Genomic DNA, 17,704 nt, shown 5'->3' with positions numbered 1-17,704 from the left:
AATAGTTTGACGGCTTAGCCGATCAGGCTTCCGGGAAAGGCATGGTGCTGCCCGGCGCTTCCCGATGAATATGCAGGAAGGTCAGGTGGCGCTCATACTGATCGAGAATGTCGTTAATAATCTGCTCTTTGGTGTAGTCCATCAGATCGTTGCCCTGAGTGCCCTCCAGCAGGAAAGTCTCCAGGCGGAAGTAATCGGACTTGCCGCTGCGGGCGCGCCAGGTAAACGCCGGCGCCGAATAGCGCTGCGGCCAGATCTGATAGAGGAAGCTCTGCTCGTCGCCGAGGCTGACCAACATTTCCAGATGATTAAGACGCTCATCTTCCAGCGGCGGCAGCTCGCTGACCTGAACCTTCGCACCGCGTCGCTCCAGCTCCAGCGCCACTTCCTCCATTGCCGGACGACAGACGTTATCCAGCATCTTTTTGGTATGCGTGCTGCCCGGATAGTTCATCACGCGGGAAATACGCTGCTTCCAGTTCAGGCGATCTTCGCGTGAAACCGGCACCGGCGGCGTGCTGACAGCAGTACTGGCGCGCCGATGATCCTCAACGCGCAGCGATTTATAAAGACCGGCCATCACAAAGAAAATCACAAAGCTGAAGGGCAGGCCCATAATCACCGTGGTTTTTTGCAGCGCGGTTACGCCGTTCACCATCAGCATCCCCAGCGTCAGCAGACCAATCGCCAGCGACCAGAAAATACGCAGCCAGTTGGGCGCGTCGTTGTTGATGTCGCTCAGTTTAGAGGTAAAGTTGCCCAGCACCAGCGAACCGGAGTCCGCAGAGGTGACATAGAACAGCAGGCCGGTAATAGTGGCGACCGAAGCGCTGAAGGTAAAGGCCGGATACTGCGCCAGCAGGCTATAGAAACCGCGTTCCGGATGGGCGAGCGTCTCCTGGGCCAGCGCGGTGTTGCCGTGGATAATCTCATACAGCGCGCTGTTGCCGAAAATCGACAGCCACAGCAGCGTAAAAATAAACGGAATAGTCAGAGTACCCACCACGAACTGACGAATAGTTCGGCCACGGGAGATACGCGCCAGGAACAGGCCGACAAACGGCGACCAGGCGACCCACCATGCCCAGAAGAACAGCGTCCAGTTGTTCATCCACTCGCCGGGGCGGTCGAAAGCGAAGCTGTTCAGCGTCATCCCCATAAAGCGGTTGATATAGTCGCCAACGTTCAGCACCAGCGCGTTAAGCAGGAAGCTGGTATTGCCCATGCACAGCACAAACAGAATCAGGCCCAGCGCCAGCAGCACGTTGAGTTCCGACAGGAAACGGATCCCCTTATTGACGCCGGAGGTCACCGAAATAGTGGCCATAATGACCGACAGCGCAATCAGCGCCGCCTGAGCCGTTAAGCCTTCCGGCACATCAAACAGCACTTTCAGGCCATAGTTCAGCTGAACCACGCCGATACCCAGCGTCGTGGCGATACCGAAAATAGTGCCGATTACCGCAGCGATATCCACTGAATGGCCGATCGGGCCGTTAATGCGCTTACCGAAGATAGGATAGAGCGCGGAACGGATAGTCAACGGCAGGCCGTAACGGTAGCTGAAGTAGCCCAGCGCGATCCCCATCAGCGCGTACATCGCCCAGCCGGTCAGCCCGTAGTGGAACAGCGTCCAGACCATCGCCTGTCGCGCCGCTTCCATGGTCTGTCCCTGGCCTTCCGGCGGCATCATATATTGCGTCACGGGTTCGGCCACGGAGAAGAACATCAGATCGATGCCGATGCCGGCTGCGAACAGCATCGCCGCCCAGCTCATCAGGCTGAACTCAGGTTTGGACTGTTCCGGCCCGAGCTTAATCGAGCCGAAACGGGAGGCGGCAATCAGCACGACAAAAACGATATAGACGGTGGCCGCCAGCAGGTAATACCAGCCGAAAGTATTGGATACCCATTCAAGGGTTTTATTTATCCAGCGACCGGATAAATCCGTGAAAAAAAGCGTGGTGAGGGAGAAAAGCAGGATTAACGCTGCCGAGGTATAAAAAACCACGGGATTAATACGGTCTTGTTGCGCTTTCCTTGATATTTCAGTTGTCGGCATAGGCTCTCCGAAAAGCTAAATAAACCTGAAGTTCACAAAGCGTGCCTTAGCGCATACTGGGAAACCTCCGCCGCATATCCGCTAACTACACTGGGGAACTCTTCAGGATCTGGTGTATTTGTTTGATTTTACGTCACTTGTGTAACCTGCTACGTTTGCCTCCACTGGTTTGTGCTAAAAAATAAGCTTCACATCATAGTTTTTATTGATTGAGCATTCAATTAAAAATAACAAACATGCAAAATCTTCGAAATATAACCACACAGTTAGCAAGCGTTATTTGTTTCATCGGAATTAGCATTTACTCAAATAACCAGCACCGCATGGAAGTGCGTAGAAAAAATTAAAAACTTATGCTGGAATGATTCACGAGGCTCGCAGAGCAAATAAGGAACAATGATGACTGAATATGCAATTATCGCCGGTGGCTGCTTCTGGTGCACCGAAGCCGTGTTTAAACAGATTAACGGCGTAGAAACCGTGGAAAGCGGCTATATCGGCGGCCACGTCGCCAATCCAACCTATAAGCAGGTTTGCACTGGTGAAACCGGCCATGCCGAGGCGATTCGCCTGGGCTTCGATCCGGAAAAAATCAGCTACGGCGAGCTGCTGGATATCAGCTTCGCCACGCACGATCCGACCCAGCTTAATCGCCAGGGCAACGATATCGGCACCCAGTATCGCTCGGCGATTTTCCCGCTGAATGAAGCTCAGGCGGTGGAAGCGAAAGCGGCCATCGCGCGTGCGCAGGCTGAACTGGCCGAGCCGGTAGTCACCACGATTGAAGCAGCCAGCGAATGGTTCCCGGCAGAGGATTATCATCAGAACTACTGGGAAGGCGAAGGGCAGGAAAACCGTTACTGTCTGGCGGTGATCCCGCCGAAACTGCAGAAGCTGCGTAAGCGCTACGCCAGCCAGACTAAATAAGCCACGATTGACGCAAGCGGGCTTTCGCCCGCTTTTTACTACAGCTTTTTCGCGCGCAGGCGGAAACCGGCCAGCAGCGCCAGTACCAGCATCAAAGCGATAAACGCGACGATGCCCTGCCAGCCGAAATTGTGCCAGAACACGCCGCCCAAAGTGCCCGCCAGGCTTGACCCCAGATAGTAGCTGAACAGATAAAGCGAGGAAGCCTGTCCCCTGGCGCGTCGCGCGCGCGGGCCTATCCAGCCGCTGGCAACGGCGTGCGCCGCGAAAAAACCGGCGGTAAACAGCATCATTCCCGGCAGGATCAGCCAAAGCGCATTTGCCAGCGTCAGGATTACGCCCGCCAGCATCACGGCTATCGAGACCAGCAGTACGGTGGCGCGGCCATATTTCGCGGTCATCGCGCCCGCTTTCGGCGAGCTCCAGGAACCGGTCAGATAGACCATGGAGAGCAGGCCAACCACGGCCTGACTGAGCGACCACGGCGGCGAAAGCAGCCGGTAGCCGATGTAGTTAAACAGCGTGACGAACGCGCCCATCAGCAGAAAACCTTCGGCAAACAGCAGCGGCAGGCCGCTGTCGCGCCAGTGCAGGCGGAAACCGATCAGCAGGCTACGCGGCCGCAACGAGGCTGGCCGAAAATGGCGCGAGGGCGGCAGAATTTTCCAGAACATTAGCGCCGCGGCCAGCGCGAAGCAGCCGATAGCTGCGACCGCGATGCGCCAGCTGCTGAAATCGGCGATCACGCCGCTGAGCAGTCGGCCGCTCATGCCGCCAATAGAGTTGCCGCTGATATAAAGCCCCATCGAAAACGCGACCGCGCCCGGGTGAATCTCTTCGCTGAGATAGGTCATCCCGACCGCCGCCACGCCGCTTAACGCCAGGCCGGTCAGGGCGCGCATCAGCAGAAGGGTGTGCCAGCTGGTCATGGCTGCGGAAAGCAGAGTGAACAGCGCGGCCAGCAGCAGCGCCGTCACCATCACCGGCTTACGGCCTATCGCATCGGAAAGCGGGCCGGTTACCAGCAGCCCCAGCGCCAGCAGGCCGGTAGCGACAGAGAGAGCAAGGCTGCCGGCAGCGGGCGAGACGCCAAATTCCTGCGACAGAATGGGCAAAACGGGCTGCACGCAATAAAGCAGCGCGAACGTCGCCAGCCCGGCGGAAAACAGCGCCAGGGTTACGCGCATAAACTGCGGCGAGCCTCGGCGGATAGGGGGGCCGGCAGGTTCGGCAGGAGGTCCGAAGCGACTATCCGAGCTGGCGGTTTGCGTAGAGGAGTTCACTGCCTGTCCTTACATCAGAAAAGAAGTTGTTAACTTTATGTAACGTGCAGTAAGTTGTCTAATCTATTAATAATCTTGATTGATAGGTTAAAAATATGAATATCGAGCTGCGTCATCTGCGTTACTTTATCGCCGTCGCGGAAGAGCTTCACTTTGGCCGGGCGGCGCAGCGGCTCGCCATTTCCCAGCCGCCGCTCAGCCAGCAGATCCAGCAGCTGGAGCGGCAGATCGGCGCCAGGCTGTTGGCGCGTACCAACCGCAGCGTGGAGCTGACGCCGGCGGGCGTACGATTTCTGGGCGATGCGCGGCAGATCCTGCAAAGCGTCGCCACTGCCGCGGATAAGGCCGCCAGGCTGCATGGGGGAGAAGAGGGCGTGCTGCGCATCGGCTTTACCTCATCCGCGCCTTTTATTCCTGAGGTTTCCGATGCGCTATATACTTTTCGTCAGCGCTATCCGCAGGTGCATCTCAGAATGCAGGAGATCAATACCCGCCAGCAGCTGGCGCCGTTGCAGGCAGGGCAGCTGGATCTGGGCGTAATGCGCAACACGCCGCTGCCGGAAACGCTGGCTCACCGGCTGCTGCTGCGGGAGCCGCTCTGTGCGGTTGTCTATCGCGCGCATCGTCTGGCCGGCCGCGGCGCCATCTCGTTAACCGAGCTGGCGGCGGAGCCTTTCGTTTTTTTCGATCCCCAGGTCGGCACCGCGCTCTACAGCGAAACCTTGTCGCTGCTGGATCGCTACGCTATCCGGCCCGATATCGCGCAGGAAGTGGGCGAAGCGATGACCATTCTCGGCCTGGTGGCGACCGGGCTGGGGATCTCCATTTTACCCGCTTCGTTTCGCCGGGCGCGGCTGGAAAATCTGGTCTGGCTCGACATTAAAGAAGAGGATGCGCTGTCGGAAGTGTGGCTGGTCTGGCAGCGGCAGGGTGAAACAGGCGCCGCCACGCGTCATCTGCTGTCGCTGATGCTAAAAACACCAGATTTGGAATGATCAAGATTAAAGCGCCTGTTTTGTGCTGCTAATCACACTAAAAATCAAAGCGTTGACGACCGGGCGGAACTGTTTCACCATGAGCGAAGATTTATTTTGAGGCGCGAAAATAAAGTGATTGCCGATAATCAGCCTGGCCATATCGACCAGATCAAACAGACTAATGCGGGCGTAGTTTATCGCCTGATCGATCGCTACGGCCCGATATCACGTATCGCCCTGTCAAAAAAAGCGCAGCTGGCGCCGGCGAGCATCACCAAAATCGTGCGCGAAATGCTGGAAGCGCATCTGGTGCAGGAAACGGAATTTCAGGAAGCGGGCAGCCGCGGCCGTCCGGCTGTGGGGCTTATCGTGGACACACCCGCCTGGCACTATCTTTCCGCCCGTCTCGGCAATGGCGAAATCACCCTGGCGCTGCGGGATTTAAGCAGCCTGCTCGTAGTGGAAGAAGTTCGCCCGCTGCCGGTCGAAGATCCGCAGCCGCTGCTGTCGCGTATTATCAGCGAAATCGACAACTTCTTTATACGCCATCAGCAAAAGCTTGAGCGCCTGACCGCCATCGCCATCACGCTGCCCGGCATTCTCAACGCTGAGCGGGGCATCGTGCATCGGATGCCATTTTACCGCGTCAGCGATATGCCGCTGGGCGAAGCGCTGTCGGCGCGCACCGGTCTGCCGGTCTATATTCAGCACGATATTTGCGCATGGACAATGGCGGAAGCGCTGTTCGGCGCCTCACGCGATTTAAACAATGTTATCCAGGTAGTGATTGACCACAACGTCGGCGCGGGCGTGATTACCGGCGGCCGTCTGCTGCACAGCGGCAGCAGCACGCTGGTGGAGATTGGCCATACCCAGGTCGAACCCTGGGGAAAACAGTGCTACTGCGGCAATCACGGCTGTCTGGAAACGGTCGCCAGCCTGGAGAGCATTCTGGAACTGGCCGCGCAGAAAATGCAGGCGGCGCCCGACTGCCTGCTGCACCAGTCGCCACTGACGGCAATCTCGCTGTGCGACGCCGCGCTGGCCGGCGATCCGCTTGCCAGAGATATCATTACCGGCGTCGGACACCACGTTGGCCGCATCCTGGCGATTATGGTTAACCTTTTTAATCCGGAAAAGATTGTTATTGGCTCGCCGCTGAACCACGCCCGCGAGATCCTCTATCCCGCTATCGCCGACTGCGTCCGCCGTCAGTCGCTGCCTGTTTATGGTCAACATATCGCCATTGAACCTACCCAGTTTTACAATCAGGGCACCATGCCCGGCGCCGCGCTGGTGAAAGATGCGCTCTATAACGGCACGCTGCTGGTAAAACTCCTGCAGGGCTGATCGCGGCCCTTTAATGTGCAAAAGATTGCGCTAACGCAAGCCTCACTCCGGTTCGCTCCCCTAAGATGTTGCGTCTTAATTGTTAATTATTGTTTATAAATTATCGACAAAACCGGAGCGTGGAGAGGATATGTTAAAGCGTTTATTTGTCACTGGCACCGATACAGAAGTGGGTAAAACAGTGGTCAGCCGCGCGCTCTTGCAGAAGCTGTCAGAAGGGGGCAGGCGCGTGGCGGGGTATAAACCCGTCGCTAAAAGTAGCCAGCAGACGGAAGAGGGATTGCGCAATAAAGACGCGCTGACGCTTCAGGCTTCCTCCTCCGTTACGCTTCCCTATTCGGCGATTAATCCGCTGACGCTGCTGGATGACGAAATCAGCACCAGCCGGGACGTTGTTATCGATTACGCCGTGCTGAGCGAGCGGCTGCAGGCGCTTTCCGCGCAGGTTGACTCCGTAGTGGTCGAGGGCACCGGCGGCTGGCACAGTTTGATGAACGATCTGCGTCCGCTTTCCGCCTGGGCGGTGGACGAGCAGCTGCCGGTGGTGATGGTGGTCGGCATCAAGCTCGGCTGCATAAGCCATGCGCTGCTGACGGCGCAGGCGGTGGCCAATGACGGCCTGCCGCTGCTGGGCTGGGTTGCCAACCGTATCAACCCGGGGCTGGCGCACTATGCGGAAATTATCGACGTGCTGAGCCAGAAAATTCCGGCGCCGCTGCTGGGCGAGCTGCCCTATCTGCGTAAACCGGAACATCGCGATCTGGCCTGCTATCTGGATCTGAGCGTGCTTGATGCGCCCTGAAGGCTGACGTCTTCCGATCTTCCTGCCCGTTCGCCGCTTCGGCCCGTCTCTGGTCGAAGCGGCTTTTTTATTGTTTCAGCGCACAAACAGGAAACTTCCGACGCCAAACCAGGCCAGAATAAGAGCGGACGACAATAAGGAGCGGTATGACAGAGACAGCGCAAACCAGGGCGGCGGGCCATCGCCACTGGATACTTATCGCCGCGATGCTGGCGATGTTTATGGCGGCGATTGAGGTCACCATCGTTGCTACGGCTATGCCCACCATCGTGGCGGAGCTGGGCGGTTTTTCGCAGTTCGGCTGGGTTTTTTCCGTTTATCTGATGACGCAGGCGGTCAGCGTGCCGCTGTACGGCAGACTCGCCGATCTTTGGGGACGTAAACGGGTATTCTTTATCGGCACTTCGCTGTTTCTTCTGGGGTCGGTGCTGTGCGGCTTTGCGCCGAGCATGAGCTGGCTGATCCTGTTCCGCGCCGTGCAGGGATTGGGCGCGGGCGCAATCATGCCGCTGACCGCGATTATTATCGCCGATATCTATTCGCCGAAAGAGCGCGCCGGGATTCAGGGCTGGCTCTCCAGCGTCTGGGGTATAGCGGCGGTGATTGGGCCGCTGAGCGGCGCCTGGATCGTGGCGCACTTCAGCTGGGCGCTGGTTTTCTGGGTGAATGTGCCGATCGGCATCCTCTCTATGCTGATGCTGGCGCGCTGGTTTCCTGAATCGCGCGGCGAAGGACGGCAGAAGCTCAACCTGACCGGCAGCGGCTGGCTGACGCTGGCGGTTAGCGCGCTATTGACGGCGCTGCTGCAGGCGCAGCTGCTCGGCGGCTGGTCGCTGCTGCTGCTTGGCGTCGCTTTGCTGGCGGGGATCGCGCTGGTGCGGCACGAGAAGCGGGCAGACGCGCCGCTGTTTCCGCTGCTGCTGTGGCGCAGCCGCACTATTATTGCCGGCAACGTTGGCAATCTGATTATCGGCGCGGCGATGATGGGCATCAGCGCTTTTCTGCCGACGTGGATTCAGGGCGTTAACGGCGGTACGCCGCTACAGGCTGGCAGCGCGCTGGCAATGATGTCGATTGGCTGGCCGCTCGCCAGCACGCTCAGCGGCAGGCTGATGCTGCGCACGTCATACCGCTTTACCGCACAGCTTGGCTCGCTGCTGTTGATTGCCGGCACGGCGCTGTTGCTGACTCTGCACGCCGACAGCGGCATCGGCCACGCCGGCTTTGCCGCTTTCGTGATCGGTTCCGGCATGGGCATGACCAGCACCACCTTTTTGATCGCGGTACAAAACAGCGCGGAATTTTCGGTACGCGGCATCTGTACCGCTTCGGTAATGTTCAGTCGCCTGCTGGGCTCGGCTGCGGGTACGGCGGTAATGGGCGCGGTGCTGAACTATAACCTGGCGCTGCGGCTGCCGCAGCAGGACGATCCGGTGCAGCTGCTGATGTCGCAGGAACAGAGAGGGAGCCTGACGCAGGGCGGATTGCAGCATCTTATCGGCGGGGTTGCCGTCTCGCTGCATTGGGTCTTCGCCATGTCGGTGGCGATAGCTTTCGCCAGTATGGCGGTAGCGCGCTTTATCCCGGCGAAAAAACCGGAGTAGCGGACGGAAAAAGGGCCGCGCAAGCGGCCCTCAGGGGTCAGGAAGAGGGCGCGTCCTGAGAAGTGCCGGCGCTGGCTGGCGCCGCGGCGTCGCTTTCGCCGTTGCGGTCGCGCTTGTAGACGATCTTCTGCGAATCGTTTTCGCAGTGGCCGACCACCTGGCCGCCGGCCTGGTCAGCCTGATCGCTCGGCACGATATCCAGCGTAAAGCCGGAAGCCGGCACACCATTATTGATAATTTTCTGATTAATAGACTCTTTTACCGTTTCGCAGGAGGCCTGCGCCGCCAGCGGAGCGGCGATAAAGAGCACGGGTAACAGCCATTTTATCGCTTTCATCGTCCTTTCCTTTTGCCTGAAAACTACGCTAACTATAGCAGCATTCCGTCATCACGGAACAACAGGGCGTCCGGTGGTGCGATCCAGGCAGCGCAGCGTGTTTGGCTCCCAGTAGGCGTTGAAGTTCAGACTCTGCTCACAGGCGTCGCGGGAATCGAGGGCGCGATCGCTCTTATCAAAATCTTTTTCCCTGCGCTGATTCACTTTGGTGCGCAGACGGCGGGTTTCGTCCCACTGCTCTTTCTGCTGCCGCGCCTCTTCTTTCGTCAAAGCGCTGTCGGCGTTTTCGAAAATCAGCCGTTTGGTTTCAGCCTTTGCGTTGTGCTGCAGGGCAAAGAGCGAGGCAAGCAAAACCAGCGGCAGAGCGGCCTTGCTCAGTGGAGATTGCCAGGAAAACATCTTTTTCATCTTTGATTCCTTATACCTGTTTTACAGCCGCGCGGCTGCGTCTAACGCCGTCGATAGTATATCATCTGCGCACGCCGGCTCACCAGCGGGCCGACCCGTTCATTTAGCCCGCAGAGAGGAAACATGCTGCTGAAAACCACCCTGATCTTTTTTCTGACCGCGCTGGCTGAAATCGTCGGCTGTTTTCTTCCCTGGCTATGGCTGCGCAAAAACGGCTCCGTCTGGCTGCTGCTGCCTGCGGCGCTGAGCCTGGCGCTGTTTGTCTGGCTGCTGACGCTGCATCCGGCGGCAAGCGGCCGGGTCTATGCGGCCTACGGCGGCGTTTACGTAGTCACGGCTCTGCTGTGGCTGCGCTTTGTGGACGGCGTACGGCTGAGCCACTACGACTGGGCGGGCGCGGCGATAGCTTTCTGCGGGATGCTGATTATCGTGGCGGGCTGGGGAAGGGGATAAAGGCCCGGCTTAACGCCGCCGGGCCGCAGCGGCGTTAAGCCTTGTGCACTTTCAGACCCGCCAGCGTCTGGGCGACTGGCATCATCTCCAGCGTATTGATATTGACATGCTTCGGTAGCGTGGCGACCCACCAGACTGCCTCGGTCACATCTTCGGCAGTCAGCGGTTCGGTGCCGTCATAGACGCTGTCCGCTTTGGCGTCGTCGCCTTTAAAACGCACGTTGGAAAACTCCGTACCGCCCACCAGACCCGGCTCGATATCGGTAACGCGCAGCGCGGTGCCGTGCAGGTCGGTGCGCAGATTCAGGCTGAACTGACGCACAAAGGCTTTTGTCGCGCCGTAAACGTTGCCGCCCGCGTAGGGCCAACTGCCCGCAATAGAGCCCAGATTGATGATATGGCCGACGTTGCGCTCCACCATGGCGGGCAGCACGGCGCGAGTCATATAGACAAGACCTTTGTTATTGGTATCGATCATCGCTTCCCAGTCGTCGAGGTTCGCTTTGTGCGCAGGCTCGATGCCCAGCGCCAGACCGGCGTTATTGACCAGCACATCGATATTGCGCCATTCAGCGGGCAGCGCGGCCAGCGCCTCTTCTATAGCAGCGCGGTTGCGCACGTCGAGTTGCAGCGTATAAAGATTTTCGCCCAGCTCCTCTTTCAGCTTCTGCAGCCGCTCCTGGCGACGACCGGTGGCGATCACCTTGTGGCCTTCACCGATAAAGCGTCGGGTAATGCTTTCGCCGAATCCGGCAGTGGCGCCAGTAACAAATACAATCATCTCACTGTTCCTCAACATCTTTTGGGGGGCTTTTACCATATCACTTCAGTTCGTCTCTGATAAGAAGGATTGGTTATGGCCGTAAAACGCGCTGCACGGTTAAGGTGCGTTACAGAAGAAAATACGCCAGAAAAAGGTGCAGGCGAGCCGCGTTTGCGGCCTGATAAAAAGCCTTATTCGTATGAGCAAACGATTGCCATTATCAGCAAACGATTGCGCATACAGTTGCTGCCAGGAAAAAGCCTGAAAGGGGCACGTCACGAGTAACCCATTGATTATTATTAGTTTAACAAGATATTCACACTGGCATGGCATTTGCAGCGTTAAGCAAAGGTTCGGCTTAACCAGAAGGAAACGCTATGTCGACAATGACCGCCATTCGCGGCAGCTTTTTTGATATCACGGCAACGGTCAGCCAGCCCGAAGAGCTGCCGGCGCGCGCGCGCTACATCGAAGATGGTCTGCTGCTACTGCAGGAAGGCAAAATTCTTTCGCTGCAAAGCTGGGAAACGGGGCGTTGCCAGCTTGCGGACGATCAGCCGATAACCGATTATCGCGGCAAACTGATCGTGCCGGGTTTTGTCGACTGCCATATCCACTATCCGCAGACGGAGATGATCGGCGCCTTCGGCGAACAGCTGCTGGAGTGGCTGCAACAGTACACTTTTCCGGTAGAGAGTCAGTATCACTGTCCGCAGCACGCGGCGAAAATGTCCGCTTTTTTTCTGCATCAGCTGCTGAGCAACGGTACCACTACGGCGCTGGTGTTTGGCACCGTTCATCCGGAATCGGTGGACGCGCTGTTCAGCGCGGCCGAAGGCCTGGGCATGCGCCTTATCGCCGGAAAAGTAATGATGGATCGCCACGCGCCGGACTACCTCACCGAAACGCCGGAGCAGAGCTACCGGCAAACCCGCGAGCTGATTGAGCGCTGGCACAACCGCGGCCGTCTGAGCTATGCGCTGACGCCGCGCTTCGCGCCGACCTCATCGCCGGCGCTGCTGGAGAAAGTCAGCGAGTTAAAAGCGGCCTGGCCGGATCTCTGGCTGCACACGCACCTGAGCGAAAATCCGCAGGAAGTGGCCTGGGTAAAAGCGCTGTTTCCCGAACGCGACGGCTATCTGGATGTTTATCACCACTATCAGCTGACAGGCCGCCGCAGCGTCTTTGCGCACTGCGTGCATCTTGAGGAGCATGAGTGGGATTGCCTGCATAACACCGATTCCGCCGTCGCCTTCTGTCCAACCTCCAATCTTTTTCTGGGCAGCGGCCTGTTTAAGCTGCAAACCTGCTGGCAAAAAAGCGTCAGGCTGGGGATCGGCACCGATGTCGGCGCGGGCACCACTTTCAATATGCTGCAGACGCTGGGCGAGGCTTATAAAGTCGGCCAGCTGCAGCACTACAAAATGGCGGCCTGCGAGGCTTTCTATCACGCCACGCTCGGCGGCGCGCGGGCGCTGGATCTGCACCAGAAAATCGGCAATTTCGAAGCGGGCAAAGAGGCAGATTTCGTGGTGCTCGACCCGGCGGTTTCGGCGCTGCAAAAGCTTCGCTGCGCCAACAGCCGCGATATCTGGGAGAAACTGTTTGTGCTGATGACGCTGGGCGACGATCGCAATATCGTCTGCACCTGGGTTGACGGCAAGCCGGTCTGGCAGCCACAGGGCGAGGAGAAAGCCGCATGATCCAGTTTTTACTCAACCAGACGCTGGTGACGGAAACGTCGCTCGATCCCAATACCACGGTTTTAAGCTGGCTGCGGCAGCACAAGCGGCGCTGCGGCACCAAAGAGGGCTGCGCGTCGGGCGACTGCGGCGCCTGCACCGTCACGGTAGGGCGTGTCGAAGCGGGAAGGATGGTGTATGAAACCGTCAACAGCTGCATCGCTTTTGTCAGTAGCCTGCAGGGCAAGCAGCTGATTACCGTGGAAGATCTCCGTCAGGAAGGCGAGCTGCATGAAGTGCAAAAGGCGCTGGTGGCCTGTCACGCTTCGCAGTGCGGTTTTTGCACGCCGGGTTTCGCGATGTCGCTGTTCACGCTGCAAAAGAACAGCGCGGGCTGGCAGCGTCATGAAGCGGAGCAGGCGCTGGCGGGCAACCTTTGCCGCTGTACCGGCTACCGGCCGATTGTCGACGCGGCGCGGCAGGCCTGCGAACAGCGGCAGCCGGACGCCTTCACGCGGCAGGAAGCGCAGACGATAAAAAGGCTGGCGGCGCTGCAACACGGCGAAGAGCAGGCGATGGCGCTGAACGGCAACCGCTGTCTGCTGCCCAAAAATCTCGATAGCCTGGCCGAGCTGACCATGCGCTATCCCGAGGCGAAACTGCTGGCGGGCGGCACGGATCTGGCGCTGCAGGTGACCCAGCGCCACCAGACGCTGCCGCTGGTTATCGCGCTGGATGGCGTCGAAGAGCTGAAAGCCTGTGGCATTGAGGCAGAGGCGATTGAACTGGGCGCGGGCGCTTCATTGCAATCCTGCCAGCGGTTTTTACAGCCGCATCTGCCCGTTTTCGCGCGGATGCTGGCGCGTTTCGCCTCTTTGCAGATCCGCAACCGTGGCACGCTGGGCGGCAATATCGCCAACGGTTCGCCCATCGGCGACACGCCGCCGATGCTGCTGGCGCTGGGCGCTTCGCTGAAATTGCGGCGCGGCACGCAAACGCGCCAGCTGCCGCTGGAAGCGTTCTTCCTCGGCTACCGGCAAACCGCGCTGCAGCCGGGTGAATTTATCCAGTCAATCGTTATCCCAAAAGTGACGGCGTCACAAACATTTCACGCCTGGAAAGTCTCAAAACGGCTGGAAGATGATATCTCCGCCGTGTTCGGCGCTTTTCTACTGGAACGCGATGCGGGCGGCGAGATAACCACGGCGCGTATCGCTTTTGGCGGCATGGCGGCGACGCCGAAAAGAGCGACGCACTGCGAACGCGCGCTGTCAGGCAAAGTCCTGACGCAGCAGACGCTGGAACAGGCGTGCCGCGCGCTGGAGCAGGATTTTACGCCGCTGAGCGATTTTCGCGCCAGCGCGCCCTATCGGCTGCAGGTGGCAAAGAATCTGCTGCGCCGCTGGCACGCTTCGCTTAACAATGAACTGAACCTGCTGGAGGTGACGGATTATGTCTAATAACAGACCTGAGGTAGCCGCTGACGTGATCGCCCGGCAGTACCTTTCCGGCGTTCAGAGCGGTGTCGGCAAAAGCAATAAGCACGAAAGCGCGGAAAAGCACGTCTCCGGCGAGGCGATCTATATTGACGACAGGCTGGAGCTGCCCGGCATGCTGCATCTTTGTCCACGCCTTAGCGAACATGCCCATGCGCGCATCCTTAGCGTGAATACCGAACCCTGCTACGCCATTCCCGGCGTGGTCAGCGTGCTGAGCTGGCAGAGCGTGCCGGGCGACGGCGATATCGGGCCGCTGGAGCCGGGCGATCCGCTGCTGGCGAAAGAGATTGTGCACTATGCCGGGCAGGTGATCCTGGCGGTGGCGGCGGAGACGCCGCAGGCGGCGCGGCAGGCGGCGGAAGCGGCCATTATCGAGTATGAACCGCTGACGCCGGTGCTGGACGTCAGAGAGGCGCTGGAAAAAGCGCACTTCGTGCAGCAGCCGCACGTTCATCAGCGCGGCGACGCCGAAGCGGCGCTGGCCCGCGCCTCGCATCGGCTTCGCGGCGAATTTCATATCGGCGGCCAGGAGCACTTTTATCTGGAAACGCAGATTGCGCTGGTGGTGCCGGGCGAAGACCAGTCGCTGCAGGTGTTCTCCTCCACGCAGAACCCGACGGAAGTGCAGAAGCTGGTGGCTTCGGTAATGGGCATTACCATGAATAAGGTCACTATTGATATGCGCCGCATGGGCGGCGGCTTCGGCGGCAAGGAAACCCAGGCCGCAGGCGTCGCCTGTCTCTGCGCGGTGGCGGCGCGGCAAACGGGCAGGCCGGTGAAGATGCGGCTGGCGCGCAGCGACGATATGCGCATTACCGGCAAGCGCCATCCGTTTTACGTACGCTACGACGTTGGCGTGGATAGCGAAGGGCGCTTCAGCGGGGTAAAAATCGATCTGGCGGGCAACTGCGGCTATTCGCTGGATCTCTCCGGCTCGATCGTCGATCGCGCCATGTTCCATGCCGATAACGCCTACTATCTGGGCGACGCGCTGATTACCGGCTATCGCTGCCGCACCAATACCGCCTCCAACACCGCTTATCGCGGCTTCGGCGGCCCGCAGGGCATGGTGGCGATTGAGCAAATTATGGATCATATCGCTCGCGAACTGCGGCTCGATCCGCTGGAGGTGCGCAAGCGCAACTACTACGGTAAAGAGACGCGCAACGTCACGCACTATCATCAGCAGGTGGAAGGCAATCTACTGGAGGAGATGACGGCGCAGCTGGAAGCCAGTTCAGATTACATCGCGCGCCGCCGCGATATTGCCGCCTTTAATCAAGGCAGCCCTTATCTGAAGCGCGGCCTGGCGATGACGCCGGTTAAATTCGGCATCTCTTTTACCTCCAGTTTTCTTAATCAGGCCGGCGCGCTGATCCTGATCTATACCGACGGCACCGTGCAGCTTAATCACGGCGGCACGGAGATGGGGCAAGGACTGAATACCAAAGTCGCGCAGATCGTGGCGGAAGTGTTACAGATCGACGTGGATCGTATTCAGATCACCGCCACGGATACCGGCAAAGTCCCCAATACTTCGCCGACCGCCGCCTCCAGCGGCGCCGATCTGAACGGCAAAGCCGCGCAGAACGCGGCGCAAATCCTGCGAGATCGGCTCACTGAGATGCTGTGCCGCCTGCACGGCTGCGAGGCGGAACAGGTCAGCTTCAGCAACGGCATCGTCAAAGTGGGCGAAAAGCACTTTACCTTTCCGGACGTGGCGCAGCTGGCCTGGCTGAATCAGGTGCCGCTCTCCGCCACCGGCTACTACAAGGTGCCGGGCATTCACTACGATCGCGAAGCGGGACGCGGCACGCCGTTCTACTACTACGCCTTCGGCGCCGCCTGCGTCGAAGTCATCATCGATACGCTGACCGGCGAATACCGGCTGCTGCGGGCGGATATCCTGCATGACGTCGGCGCTTCGCTTAACCCGGCTATCGATATCGGCCAGGTGGAAGGCGGCTTTGTGCAGGGCGTAGGCTGGCTGACCTGCGAAGAGCTGGTATGGAACGAGCAGGGCCGTTTAATGACCGATGGCCCGGCCAGCTATAAGATCCCGGCCATTGGCGATGTGCCGGCCGACCTGCGCGTCACGCTGGTGGAAAACCGTAAAAATCCCAAAGAGACGGTGTTTCACTCCAAAGCGGTAGGCGAACCGCCCTTTATGCTGGGGATAGCGGCCTGGTGCGCGCTGCAGGACGCCGTCGCCAGCGTCGGCGACTATCGGCAACATCCGCTGCTGGATGCGCCCGCCACGCCGGAAAGAGTCTTCTGGGGCGTAGAAAAAATAAGGGGAAGCCATGCGTCCTGACGACTGGATTACGGCGCTCGCCGCGCTGCGTGACAAACGGGAACCCTGCGTGCTGCTGACGGTGCTGGAGGAGAAAGGCTCGGTGCCGCGCGATCGCGGCAGCAAGATGGTGGTAACTGCCGGAGAAACCTTTCTGACTATCGGCGGCGGGCATCTTGAGTATCAGTGCATTGCGCTCGCCAGAGAAATGCTGGCGACGCAAAGCCCCGAGCCGCGCAGCGAGCATTTCAACCTGGGCGCGCGGCTTGGGCAATGCTGCGGCGGCATAACCACGGTGCTGTTTGAGCCGTTAATCCAGCCGCAGCCGCAGATCGCGGTATTTGGCGCGGGTCATGTCGGCCGCGCGCTGGTCACGCTGCTGGCGACGCTGCCCTGTCATATCTGGTGGGTGGACGAGCGGCAGGAGCAGTTCGGCCAGGTGCCGGAAGGCGTGACCGTCTGCTGCGAAGAAGATCCGCGTGACTGGGTTAACAAGATGCCGCCAGAGAGCTACTACATCGTGATGACCCATCACCATCCCACCGATCTCGCGCTGTGCGAGGCGATCCTGACGCGTGGCGACTATCGCTACTTCGGCGTGATTGGCTCGGCGACCAAGCGTCAGCGCTTCGAGTACCGGCTTGAGGGCAAAGGCTTCAGCCGTTCGCAGCTGGAAACCCTGCGCTGCCCGATTGGCCTGCCGGACGTCAAAGGAAAACTGCCGGCGGAGATCGCCGTAGCGGTAGCGGGAGAAATTATCGCCTGCTACGGCCAGCAGGCGCCTCAGGTTACGCGGTAAAAATGAAGAGTGACGCCGTGCGGCGTGCGCTCGCCGCTACTGATAAAGATCGACTCCTGCAGCCAGGCCAGGCGCGAGTCATACACCTCAAACTTAGGGACGGTACGGAAATAGAGCGCTTCTGACGGAATCGCGTCAAAAAAGCGCATGTTATCGCCAAACAGCTGTTCGCGAAACGCGGGCGGCACGCGGCGTACGCCGTTGTTTTCAATATAAACAGCGCCCAGCTGAGTGGCGAGGGCGTAGCGCGCCGACAGACGACAAAGCCCGTCCGGCGCAATAATCTGGCTGTCGACGCCGCCGGGCATGACCTCGCCCGTCAGCTCGCCGCTCACCACGCCACGCAGCACCGGTATCAGCTGTCGCTTGCCGCTCTCGCGGCTGTTAGCCACGACCTGGGGCTGTCCCACTTCTATATTGACGGTAAAGCATAACGCCAGATCCGGCTTACTCATTTCCCGCTGC

General features: G+C 59.3%; 17 protein-coding genes. 11 read left to right on the top strand and 6 right to left on the bottom strand.

Features of this window, described 5'->3' with window-relative positions; genetic code table 11:
• Positions 1-22: 22 nt before the first annotated feature.
• A complete protein-coding gene (locus MKZ79_RS05450; protein WP_336140609.1) occupies positions 23-2,062 on the bottom strand; it encodes a choline transporter in 2,040 nt (679 codons plus the stop codon).
• A gap of 396 nt (positions 2,063-2,458) precedes the next feature.
• Here MKZ79_RS05450 and msrA point away from each other — a divergent pair, with 396 nt between their 5' ends.
• Positions 2,459-2,989, top strand: coding sequence for a peptide-methionine (S)-S-oxide reductase MsrA (gene msrA / locus MKZ79_RS05445; RefSeq protein ID WP_336140607.1), 531 nt, complete (start codon positions 2,459-2,461; stop codon positions 2,987-2,989).
• A 38-nt stretch (positions 2,990-3,027) separates the two neighbouring features.
• Here the strand turns inward: msrA and MKZ79_RS05440 are convergent, their stop codons facing one another.
• Positions 3,028-4,272, bottom strand: coding sequence for an MFS transporter (locus tag MKZ79_RS05440; RefSeq protein ID WP_442897127.1), 1,245 nt, complete (start codon positions 4,270-4,272; stop codon positions 3,028-3,030).
• Positions 4,273-4,367: 95 nt separating this feature from the next.
• Between MKZ79_RS05440 and MKZ79_RS05435 the strand changes: the two genes are divergently transcribed.
• The 4 genes from MKZ79_RS05435 to MKZ79_RS05420 all read left to right on the top strand — a co-directional run bounded on the left by MKZ79_RS05435 (position 4,368) and on the right by MKZ79_RS05420 (position 9,005).
• Positions 4,368-5,267, top strand: coding sequence for a LysR family transcriptional regulator (locus MKZ79_RS05435; protein WP_336140604.1), 900 nt, complete (start codon positions 4,368-4,370; stop codon positions 5,265-5,267).
• Between the two features lie 114 nt (positions 5,268-5,381).
• The gene (mlc, locus tag MKZ79_RS05430; protein WP_336141356.1) at positions 5,382-6,599 is read left to right on the top strand and encodes a sugar metabolism global transcriptional regulator Mlc; all 1,218 of its coding nucleotides are present in this window, start codon (positions 5,382-5,384) and stop codon (positions 6,597-6,599) included.
• 130 nt (positions 6,600-6,729) lie between these two features.
• Entirely contained in the window at positions 6,730-7,401 is a 672-nt protein-coding gene (gene bioD / locus MKZ79_RS05425; protein ID WP_336140603.1) for a dethiobiotin synthase, read from the top strand.
• Positions 7,402-7,547: 146 nt separating this feature from the next.
• Complete coding sequence (locus MKZ79_RS05420; RefSeq protein ID WP_336140601.1) at positions 7,548-9,005, top strand: MDR family MFS transporter; 1,458 nt, start codon at positions 7,548-7,550, stop codon at positions 9,003-9,005.
• A 37-nt stretch (positions 9,006-9,042) separates the two neighbouring features.
• Here MKZ79_RS05420 and MKZ79_RS05415 read toward each other — a convergent pair whose 3' ends face one another.
• Complete coding sequence (locus MKZ79_RS05415; protein WP_336140600.1) at positions 9,043-9,342, bottom strand: DUF1161 domain-containing protein; 300 nt, start codon at positions 9,340-9,342, stop codon at positions 9,043-9,045.
• Between the two features lie 51 nt (positions 9,343-9,393).
• Positions 9,394-9,741 carry a DUF1283 family protein gene (locus MKZ79_RS05410; protein WP_336141355.1) on the bottom strand — a complete coding sequence of 116 codons (348 nt, stop codon included), beginning with the start codon at positions 9,739-9,741 and terminating at the stop codon, positions 9,394-9,396.
• A gap of 135 nt (positions 9,742-9,876) precedes the next feature.
• Between MKZ79_RS05410 and MKZ79_RS05405 the strand changes: the two genes are divergently transcribed.
• The gene (locus tag MKZ79_RS05405) at positions 9,877-10,203 is read left to right on the top strand and encodes a YnfA family protein (RefSeq protein ID WP_336141354.1); all 327 of its coding nucleotides are present in this window, start codon (positions 9,877-9,879) and stop codon (positions 10,201-10,203) included.
• A 34-nt stretch (positions 10,204-10,237) separates the two neighbouring features.
• Here the strand turns inward: MKZ79_RS05405 and ydfG are convergent, their stop codons facing one another.
• Positions 10,238-10,984 carry a bifunctional NADP-dependent 3-hydroxy acid dehydrogenase/3-hydroxypropionate dehydrogenase YdfG gene (gene ydfG / locus MKZ79_RS05400; protein ID WP_336140599.1) on the bottom strand — a complete coding sequence of 249 codons (747 nt, stop codon included), beginning with the start codon at positions 10,982-10,984 and terminating at the stop codon, positions 10,238-10,240.
• Between the two features lie 75 nt (positions 10,985-11,059).
• Here ydfG and MKZ79_RS05395 point away from each other — a divergent pair, with 75 nt between their 5' ends.
• The 5 genes from MKZ79_RS05395 to xdhC all read left to right on the top strand — a co-directional run bounded on the left by MKZ79_RS05395 (position 11,060) and on the right by xdhC (position 17,239).
• Positions 11,060-11,251, top strand: a complete 192-nt coding sequence (locus MKZ79_RS05395) for a hypothetical protein (RefSeq protein ID WP_336140598.1) — start codon at positions 11,060-11,062, stop codon at positions 11,249-11,251.
• Between the two features lie 92 nt (positions 11,252-11,343).
• Positions 11,344-12,669, top strand: a complete 1,326-nt coding sequence (guaD, locus tag MKZ79_RS05390; RefSeq protein ID WP_336140597.1) for a guanine deaminase — start codon at positions 11,344-11,346, stop codon at positions 12,667-12,669.
• Positions 12,666-14,108, top strand: a complete 1,443-nt coding sequence (gene xdhA / locus MKZ79_RS05385; protein WP_336140596.1) for a xanthine dehydrogenase small subunit — start codon at positions 12,666-12,668, stop codon at positions 14,106-14,108. The genes guaD and xdhA overlap by 4 nt, the downstream gene beginning before the upstream one ends.
• On the top strand, positions 14,101-16,461 hold the full coding sequence (gene xdhB / locus MKZ79_RS05380; protein ID WP_336140595.1) for a xanthine dehydrogenase molybdopterin binding subunit: 2,361 nt from the start codon (positions 14,101-14,103) through the stop codon (positions 16,459-16,461). The genes xdhA and xdhB overlap by 8 nt, the downstream gene beginning before the upstream one ends.
• Positions 16,451-17,239: a xanthine dehydrogenase accessory protein XdhC gene (gene xdhC / locus MKZ79_RS05375; RefSeq protein ID WP_336140594.1), complete on the top strand. Its 789-nt coding sequence runs from the start codon at positions 16,451-16,453 to the stop codon at positions 17,237-17,239. The genes xdhB and xdhC overlap by 11 nt, the downstream gene beginning before the upstream one ends.
• Here the strand turns inward: xdhC and MKZ79_RS05370 are convergent.
• Positions 17,224-17,694 (bottom strand): DUF3237 family protein, encoded by a 471-nt coding sequence (locus MKZ79_RS05370; protein WP_336141353.1) that lies wholly within the window; start codon positions 17,692-17,694, stop codon positions 17,224-17,226. The genes xdhC and MKZ79_RS05370 overlap by 16 nt on opposite strands.
• Positions 17,695-17,704 lie beyond the last annotated feature (10 nt).

Source organism: Erwinia sp. CGal63 (assembly GCF_037026505.1).
In the GTDB taxonomy this organism is placed as follows: domain Bacteria; phylum Pseudomonadota; class Gammaproteobacteria; order Enterobacterales; family Enterobacteriaceae; genus Erwinia.
Note: the sequence above shows the minus strand (reverse complement) of the source record. Positions and strands in the feature narration are given on the sequence as shown.